Origin of the sequence: Peribacillus sp. CSMR9 (genome assembly GCF_033141925.1) — a bacterium.
Taxonomy (GTDB): Bacteria; Bacillota; Bacilli; order Bacillales; family DSM-1321; genus Peribacillus; species Peribacillus simplex_A.
Map to the genome: position 1 here is coordinate 26,277 of NZ_JAOPHO010000046.1, position 7,362 is coordinate 33,638.

Annotated in this window: 5 protein-coding genes; 3 read left to right on the forward strand and 2 right to left on the reverse strand. The window is 37.9% G+C overall.

Annotated elements, in window-relative coordinates:
• Window positions 1-266 precede the first annotated feature (266 nt).
• The 3 genes from N9I19_RS17635 (at window position 267) to N9I19_RS17645 (ending at window position 5,361) form a co-directional block, all read left to right on the forward strand.
• Window positions 267-3,068, forward strand: coding sequence for a response regulator (locus N9I19_RS17635; RefSeq protein ID WP_317778539.1), 2,802 nt, complete (start codon window positions 267-269; stop codon window positions 3,066-3,068).
• Window positions 3,069-3,100: 32 nt separating this feature from the next.
• The gene (locus tag N9I19_RS17640; RefSeq protein WP_061461165.1) at window positions 3,101-3,934 is read left to right on the forward strand and encodes a CheR family methyltransferase; all 834 of its coding nucleotides are present in this window, start codon (window positions 3,101-3,103) and stop codon (window positions 3,932-3,934) included.
• Between the two features lie 284 nt (window positions 3,935-4,218).
• On the forward strand, window positions 4,219-5,361 hold the full coding sequence (locus tag N9I19_RS17645) for a PP2C family protein-serine/threonine phosphatase (RefSeq protein ID WP_317778540.1): 1,143 nt from the start codon (window positions 4,219-4,221) through the stop codon (window positions 5,359-5,361).
• Between the two features lie 103 nt (window positions 5,362-5,464).
• Here the strand turns inward: N9I19_RS17645 and N9I19_RS17650 are convergent, their stop codons facing one another.
• Window positions 5,465-5,635, reverse strand: coding sequence for a CsbD family protein (locus tag N9I19_RS17650; protein ID WP_081108663.1), 171 nt, complete (start codon window positions 5,633-5,635; stop codon window positions 5,465-5,467).
• A 78-nt stretch (window positions 5,636-5,713) separates the two neighbouring features.
• Complete coding sequence (locus N9I19_RS17655) at window positions 5,714-6,472, reverse strand: alpha/beta hydrolase (RefSeq protein ID WP_317778541.1); 759 nt, start codon at window positions 6,470-6,472, stop codon at window positions 5,714-5,716.
• Window positions 6,473-7,362 lie beyond the last annotated feature (890 nt).

Sequence of the window (7,362 nt, forward strand, 5' to 3'; positions counted from 1 at the left end):
CGGACAATGGCCTTTTGGTTATAACAAAGGAAAAGACAGACTGCCACTTAATTGGAAAAAGGAATGCATTTATAAAAACACTGGAGGTAACCATTTTAGCTATGAAAATGTTAAAATGGAGTCTGAGCAATGAATCTATCTATCATTTAGTAAATTAAAAGCATATAAAGAAAAATCCTAGTGATCCAAATGATAGTAATAAGATGTATTTTGCAATGCCGTTTATTTCTGGATGATTATAAATTTGTATGAAGGTGGGCGGGAAAATGGGTTTTAGGAAGAAGCAAATGGTGGGATTCGGTTTAATTTTACTTTTCTTGGCTATTTTACTTTCTTTCATGATGGTTACGCTTAACAATTTAAAGAGTAGCATGACGGAAATAGTTGAAAATCGCTATGAAAAGGTTCAAGCTTCGATGGAAATCCGTCAGCTGTTTTCTAGGTCGGACCGTGAGATTTTGTTTGCAGCGAATGATGCAAATAAAGACGAAAGAGCAGAGAGCCTTGAAATCATCAATGAGAATCATAGTTTGATTGAATCAAAAATTGCAGGGTTATCAGGCAGTTTACAGAGGGTGAAAGCAAAACAATTATTGAAAGAGTTTGAAACTCAATATGCTTCTTACTCCATAACTGAGGCTGAGATCATCCAAAAGATAAAATCGGGAAACTCTTCGGATGATCTTTCAAACTTGATGGACGATCAAAGGGAAAAACGAAAGAAAGTCATCAGTACGATGGATGAATTTAAGGATTACCAAGAAGGTGTCATGAAAGATACCTTAAGTAATTCGAAACAAACTTATGAAGATATGATCGGTTTTGTGATTTTTGCGGTCATTCTCAGCATTTTGGTTATTTCCGTAACGGTTGTTTGGATGATTCGCAGTACATCGAAAGATCTGCAATCCATTACGAAAGTCATCAAAAATATCGATTTTAAAAATTTATCGGTCGTACCAAGAATTCCGGTTCGAACTACTGATGAAATTGGTGATATAGCGAGATCGTTCAATGATATGGCGGAATCGCTTGAGACCTATAATCGAAAAGAGAAAGATTTCACTGATAAGATCAGTGAACAGAACTGGATCCAGACCCGTGTTGCAGATATAGCTACCATGTATCAGCGCATTGTTGATGTGGAAGTTCTGGCTGACCGATTCATTACGAGACTTGCACCGATGATGGGAGCTTCAATTGGAGCTTTTTACCTCAAGCGGGGTGAGGGTGAGGACATGCGTTTTGTTAAGCTTGCCAGCTTTGCAGGAGATGGTGAAGACTCAGGCAGACGTGAATTCCGTATGGGCGAAGGTTTGATCGGACAATGCGCCCTTGAAAAGAAATCGAAAGTCATTGACGATATCCCTGAAGATTTCCACTTGGTTACAACGGGATTAGGGGAAGTCAATCCGAAAAGCATTGTCATTGCGCCAGTGGTTTTTGAGGATGAAGTTGTGGCGATGGTTGAATTGGCAAGCTTGGAGGCCTTTACGAAGTTGCAAAAACATTTCCTGAACCAGGTTCTTGATACTCTAGGCATCACGATTAATAATGTAGAGGGCCGGATGGAAATAGAGCGTTTATTGCAAGAATCACAGGCACAAACCGAAGAGTTACAGGCTCAATCGGAAGAATTACAATCACAGTCAGAGGAAATGCAAGCCCAATCAGAGGAACTGCAAACACAGGCTGAAGAGTTGCGGATGATTAATGAACAATTAGAAGAGAGAAACCGTGAAACGGAAGAAAAATCAAAAGAGCTTCAAGTCGCAAAACAAAACCTTGAAAAACAAGCCGAAGAATTAAAGTTAAGTTCAAAATATAAATCGGAGTTCATGGCAAATATGTCCCATGAATTGCGGACACCGCTCAATAGTATTCTGATTTTATCAGAAATGCTTTCCGATCCAAATGATAGTAAATTAACTGAAGAGCAACAGGAATTCGCTCGTGTCATTAACTCATCAGGGCAAGACTTATTAACGTTGATCAATGACATTTTGGATTTATCAAAAGTTGAAGTCGGAAAGCTCGAAGTGGTCTTTGATGAAATGAATATGAGTGAACTTCCTGAGTTATTGCACCGTAACTTCGATCATGTAGCCAAGAAAAAGAACATTGACTTTATAATAGAAAAAGATAAAAATGTTCCGGATATTTTCTTTACGGATGAACAACGCTTCCAGCAAATTTTGAAAAACCTGTTGTCCAATGCATTTAAATTCACAGAAAAAGGTTATGTGTCCGTCCAAATCAAAAAAGCTGATGAAGAAAATGTAGCACAATGGATACAGACAAAAGGAGCTAGCAATTGGGTTGAAATTAAGGTGAAGGATACGGGTATCGGAATTTCAAAAGAGAAGCAAACACTTATCTTTGAAGCGTTCCAGCAAGGTGATGGAGCTACAATGAGAAAATATGGCGGTACAGGACTTGGGCTATCGATTTGCCGGGAGTTTGCCAAACTCCTAGGAGGCTGGGTGATTGTAGATAGTGAAGAAGGGCAAGGCAGTACCTTCACCCTCTTTATTCCAAGCATGCCAGAGGGCTTCAAAAATGTTGGCGAAGCAATAGCGGCTTCTCCAGAAGTGGCAGCTGCTAACCACGATGAGCCTGCGGCACCTTTTGACAGTCATGTAGAACCGGATGTGCTTATAATGGATGGAATAAATCAGAATATGGCCAAACCATTCTGCAATAAAACAGTACTTGTCGTCGATGATGACCACCGAAATATATTTGCACTGAAAAATGCCCTGAAGCATGAGGGGATGGAAATCCTTACAGCTGAAAACGGCTACGAATGTTTGGAACTCCTTGAAAAAGGTAACGATATAGATGTAATATTGATGGATATCATGATGCCAGGCATGGACGGTTACGAAACGATGACCAGAATTCGCGAGCAAAGTAAGTTCGAGAATCTTCCAATCATCGCGCTAACGGCCAAAGCGATGAAAGGCGATAGGGAAAAATGCCTGAAGGCTGGCGCTTCCGATTATGTCAGCAAGCCATTAAAATTAGATCAGCTGTTATCCGTTCTAAGAGTATGGCTGACTAATTAATTGATTGATAGTATGGGTAAGGAAGGTTTTGCATGAAGGATACTTTAACGATTGAAGAAAGAGAAGATATAGAAATCGAATTATTGTTAGAGGCCATTTATTCCGTTTCCGGCTTTGACTTTCGCAAGTATATGCGTTCTTCAATTAAAAGAAGAGTTGAAAATAGAATGAGACTGGATCATATTCGCAGGATTAGCGGAATGATAGAAATGGTTTTATATGAAAAAGGCTATGTCGAGAAGCTTTTGAAGGATTTTTCAATAAATGTTACAGAAATGTTTCGCGATCCGGAATTCTTTAAAGCTTTTCGTTTGAATATCGTTCCGCTTTTGAAAAACCTTCCCGAAATCAGAATATGGCATGCTGGTTGTTCGACCGGTGAAGAAGCCTTTTCCATGGCGATCATCCTCAAGGAAGAAGGACTTTATGATAAGGCAAGGATTTATGCCACTGATATGAATGATGAAGTCCTCAGTCATGCGGAAAAAGGAATATTACCATTAAATAGAATGCAGTCTTATACAAAAAACTATCTGCATGCTGGCGGTAACCAAGAATTTTCGGAGTATTACACAACCGATTATCAAAATGCCTACCTTGATTCGAGTCTCCTTAAAAACATTGTGTTTTTCCAGCATAATTTAGTTACTGATGGTTCGTTCAATGAATTTCATATCATAATGTGCCGGAATGTGATGATTTACTTTACCGGTGAATTACAGACCTATGTTAATCAGTTGTTTTATGACAGTCTTTGTAAAGACGGTTTCCTTGCAGTTGGCAGTAAGGAAACCCTTCATACATCATCCTTTTCGGAAGATTATGAGGACTTTGACTCAAAGGAACGGATTTATCGGAAATTGTAAAAAGAAAGAGTACGCATATTTGCGTACTCTTTCTTTTAATTTATAGGGATATACTATATTTTTCGCTTTTTTTGCATTTCTATGTTTATGGTGTCGGAAGAAGGGGTATAAACAATGAGTTGGTCTTCATTTTATATTCGTTGTCGTGCTGTATTATTATTAAAAGAGACTGAACTTCGTTATAATATAATGGGAAAATACTTGTTATGGGAGCTTTATTAAACTGATCCATATTATAAAGATAAATGTTGCCGCTCGATATAAGCCAAAAGGGGAATGAAAGAATGACGATTCTAATCGTAGATGATAACCAGGTTAACCTTTTCGTTATAGAGAAAATTCTAAAGCGAGCTGGCTATACGGACTTTCTATCATTAACTTCAGCTGTTGAGATGTTTGAATATTTACAGGTGGATAGTCCGCAACCTAAAGAGACTTCAGTTGATATCATTCTGCTTGATATTATGATGCCGGAGATCGATGGGATAGAGGCATGCAGGAGGCTTCAAAGTATTCCTCACCTTAAAGATATACCGGTTATTTTTGTGACCGCTCTTGAAGATTCAAACAAGGTGGCCGAGGCACTTGATGTGGGCGGTATTGATTATATAATGAAGCCTATCAATAAAATAGATTTACTTGCGAGAATTCGCGTGGGTTTAAGACTTAAATATGAAAAAGATTGGCATAAAATGCAGGATGAAAAAATTCGCAACGAATTGGATCTCTCCATGCAGGTTCAAAGCAGTTTATTAAGTGAGCCCATTAGAAATGACCACTTAACTATAAGAGCATCATACTTACCTGCGAATAAATTGGCAGGGGATATGTACTATTGGCACCGTATTGATGAAAATCGGTATGGGATCATCCTGTTGGATATGATGGGGCATGGCATTTCCGCCTCACTTGTGTGTATGTTCATTTCTTCAGTTTTGAGAGATGCCATCAGGACACATACTGATCCAGTGGCAGTCATAAACGAAATGAATCGCTGGATGAGTACCCTTAATAAAGAAGACAACCTAGTGCATTATTATTTTACCGCGATTTATTTGATCATTGATACAGAGCAAAAGACAGTGGAATATGTGAATGCTGGACATCCTCCAGGCTTTGCTTTAATAGATGATGGAAAAGTGGCATCACTTTCAAAAGGGACATGTCCAGTTGGTTTCTTTACCGAGATGAAGATAGAAAAATCCATCATTCATTATGAAGAGAAGATTCAGCTTATGCTATTTACGGATGGAGTCATGGAAGCTATTGATCGGGAAGGGACAGAAGGGCTCCGCCAAATAAAAGAAGCGGTCTCGACGAGATGGTTAGATTGTAAAGAAACTCCCCCTATTGATTTTTTGATGCCCCCGAAAATGCAGCAAGATCAACCGGATGATATGTGTGTTGTAGTTATTCAAGCAAATTAAAGAAAGAAGAGGCGGCAGATAATCTGCCGCCTCTTCTCTATATAAGGGGGGGGCGAGAATGTTCGTTAAGAGTATTGAGTGAATAATGTACCCATCTATTGCTTCAACGGTTATTTTTCAATTTACTAATGTTATCCTGTAAATTGCCTTTTAATTTATCGACTTTACCTTCTGCTTGTAAGTGAGGATCATTTTTCGCGTTTCCGACCTGGTCTTTCGTTTCACCTTTAACCTTATTTACAGTACTTTTTACTTTGTCTGATAAACCGCTCATTATGTTACCTCCTTTTTCTTTATATACTTTATATACCCATGAAGTGTATGGGTAAACCCAATTTATAGTGAAAGGAGGTTAAGAAGCGATTGTTCCCCTTTCATTTTGCTTTTGAATGAATTGACATGACCGTTCAATGATATGATCTTTATCATGATCTAACGAGGCCACATGATATGAATTTTCAAGGGGAACCATTTCCTTATCACTGGACATGACAGTTTCGTAAATCTGATAGGAACATAGGTCTGGTACAACGTGATCTTCTGGAGAATGGAAGAGGAGTATTGGGCACGTAATGTTTTTAAGTAGTTGACTGGTATGTTCCATTATATCGAGCAATTGATTAATCGCTTTTGACGGAACTTGGTCATATGTGACTTCTTTGGTCGTATCATCTTTTATGTCTGGTTTGCCTTCAGGAATGAAGCGTGGAACCAATTGGTTACGGTATATTTCATATTCAGGAACTTGAAGAGCGGCATTGATGGTTAGAATCCCGTCACAAGCCACTTTTGTCGCTAAATCCAGGACAAGAGCTCCTCCCATTGATTGGCCAATAGCGAATACTTTGGTGCAGGTTCGCTTTAACTTTGCATAGGCCATTTCAACATCTTGTATCCATTCTTGATAATGGCTCGTTTCCATTTCACCTTCATTCGTTCCATGGCCCGCCAATCTGGGAGCGAAGACAGTAAAGCCTTTGGCAGCGAATTTTTCACCTAAATACCTTACGCTTTGTGGTGTTCCATTAAAACCATGGCAAATAAGGATACCGATAGAATTGCCGGGTAAGAAAAAAGATTCCGCACCTGGTATTACCATTGCTGCTTTCATATTCCCATCTCCTTTTAGCTATATAGTTAAGTTTAATTAAAAGTTAGCTTGTAAAAGTATAAAATTAACTATTCCGATTATTTTACTTGGTTATATATTAACACGATGGAAATTGTGAAGTCAATTTGGTTATATTCCACACTCCATTATTCATTAGATTTAGATGTCATTCATAAAAAAGATATACAGGAGTTTATTAGGCTATTATATGTAGTATGGATGTTTACAGAGGAGTTCTGAGTTTTTTTGTCGATAACCCTATCTGTTCTTTGCAAAACTTTTCCTCTGAGGAGAAAGACCGACAGGTATACTGGCAAGACATTCAAGAATTAGGGAAAAAACAATGAATATTCGAGGGGATAGGGGGTAGTCAATTTAATTAAACAGCTGAAGGAGCTCTTTTTTACACTTTACATCCCTGCAGAATGATAATACACAATCCACAAAGTAATTATGTATGGTTACATTACTTTCTATTTATATAAGTACTGTCATGGAATTGTTTAAACTTTAGAAGCTAATAAACTGTACACTCAAACAAATATAATAATATAGAGAAAAAGCGTTGACTTTAAGGTGAAATAGGATTAATATAAATAAGCACCAACTAAGACAAACGAAAAACTTCATCCGCTTTTGGCAGATTGCTAGAAGAAAATAATAACTATTGACTTCTTACTATGAAAATGATAAGATGAAATGGTCGCTGAAAAACACAGCGATTTAAAATAAGTTAAAAACTTCGCAGAAGTTGACAACTAATCAATAAAGTGTTATGATGAATAAACAAGCCGTTCGAAAGAACGATTGTGAAAATTGCTCTTTGAAAACTGAACAAAACAAAGCGCCAACGTTAAATTTTAAGTGAGCACACACTATCAAAAAAGCAA

What these genes read in the sequence shown, in the direction of transcription:
- N9I19_RS17635 (WP_317778539.1), top strand. Translation starts at nt 267, where the DNA reads ATGGGTTTTAGGAAGAAGCAAATGGTGGGATTCGGTTTAATTTTACTT.
- N9I19_RS17640 (WP_061461165.1), top strand. Translation starts at nt 3,101, where the DNA reads ATGAAGGATACTTTAACGATTGAAGAAAGAGAAGATATAGAAATCGAA.
- N9I19_RS17645 (WP_317778540.1), top strand. Translation starts at nt 4,219, where the DNA reads ATGACGATTCTAATCGTAGATGATAACCAGGTTAACCTTTTCGTTATA.
- N9I19_RS17650 (WP_081108663.1), bottom strand. Translation starts at nt 5,635, where the DNA reads ATGAGCGGTTTATCAGACAAAGTAAAAAGTACTGTAAATAAGGTTAAA.
- N9I19_RS17655 (WP_317778541.1), bottom strand. Translation starts at nt 6,472, where the DNA reads ATGAAAGCAGCAATGGTAATACCAGGTGCGGAATCTTTTTTCTTACCC.